This is a genomic window from Methylobacterium haplocladii, from assembly GCF_007992175.1.
In the GTDB taxonomy this organism is placed as follows: domain Bacteria; phylum Pseudomonadota; class Alphaproteobacteria; order Rhizobiales; family Beijerinckiaceae; genus Methylobacterium; species Methylobacterium haplocladii.
Genome location: NZ_BJZT01000086.1, coordinates 1 through 1,057, shown reverse-complemented (window position 1 = coordinate 1,057; position 1,057 = coordinate 1). Strand labels below are relative to the sequence as shown.

At 67.3% G+C, this 1,057-nt stretch carries 1 protein-coding gene; it reads right to left on the bottom strand.

From position 1 onward, the window contains the following. Window positions 1-13: 13 nt before the first annotated feature. A protein-coding gene (locus MHA02_RS21835; protein ID WP_147082681.1) for an IS630 family transposase occupies window positions 14-969 on the bottom strand; the annotation gives its coding sequence in 2 pieces (ribosomal slippage) (window positions 14-630 and window positions 630-969; 957 coding nt in all). Window positions 970-1,057: the final 88 nt, after the last annotated feature.

The window sequence follows — 1,057 nt, the reverse complement described above, 5'->3', positions numbered from 1 at the left end:
GAGCCGCTGCCGATCATGCTGGATCGTATGCATCGTATCCAGCGGCGGCGAGATAGTTGCGACATTCGGTAGGGGTGAAAGCGGCGAACGCTTTCCGGATCGCCTGCCTGAGGTCTGTGATGGTTCGCGCTGCGGCGGTGCGGAGGAGCGCCTTCAGCTTGGCGAACGCCTGCTCGATCGGGTTGAGATCGGGCGAGTAGGGCGGCAGGTAAAGCAGCCGCGCACCGGCGGCCTGGACGGCCTTGCGCACGCCCGCGACCTTGTGCGCCGGAAGGTTGTCCAGGATCACCGTGTCGCCTGGCCTCAGGGCCGGAACCAGGATGTCGGTCACGTAGGCCCGGAAGCGCTCGCCGTTCGTCGCTCCGTCGAACATCGTCGTGGCGACCAGGCCGCTGGTGCGCAGCGCGGCCGTGATGGTCGTGGTTTTCCAGTGCCCCTGTGGGACGCCGACGCGACAACGCTCGCCACGTGGGGCGCGGCCGTAGCGGCGCGCCATGGCCGTGGTCGCCGCGGTCTCGTCGAGGAAGACCAGGGTGTCGGGATCGAGTTCGTCCTGGGCCTCGAACCAGTCCTCGCGCTCGGCTCTCACGTCGGACCGATCCTGCTCGGCCGCGTGGCCTGTGTTTTTTTACGCGTGATCCCGTGACGTTTGAAGAAGCGCGACAGGCCGCTCTCGCTCGTCGCGACGCCCCGCTCGGCCAGCAGGCTCTGCAACTCCGACAGGAAGATCGTCGGCTGCGCCTCGTAGAGGCTCAGGATCAGGTCCGCGTGCGCCTCGACATGCTGCGAGCGCCGGTCGCCGCCTTGTGGCTTGGCTGTGACCCGCCCCTCCTGCACGAAGCTTTCCTGCCAGCGGATGGCGCTGGATGCGCTGACCCCGAAGCGCCGCGCTGCGCCACGACGCGAGGACCCTTCCTCTACGGCGTGCACGACGCGCTCGCGCAGATCGGACGATAACGGCGACGACATCGACCCTCCTGTCGAAAACCGACAGGGAATCAGATCAGCCCGCGCCTGAAAACCCAGGTCGACTCAACATGGTCGGCAGCGGCTCTAA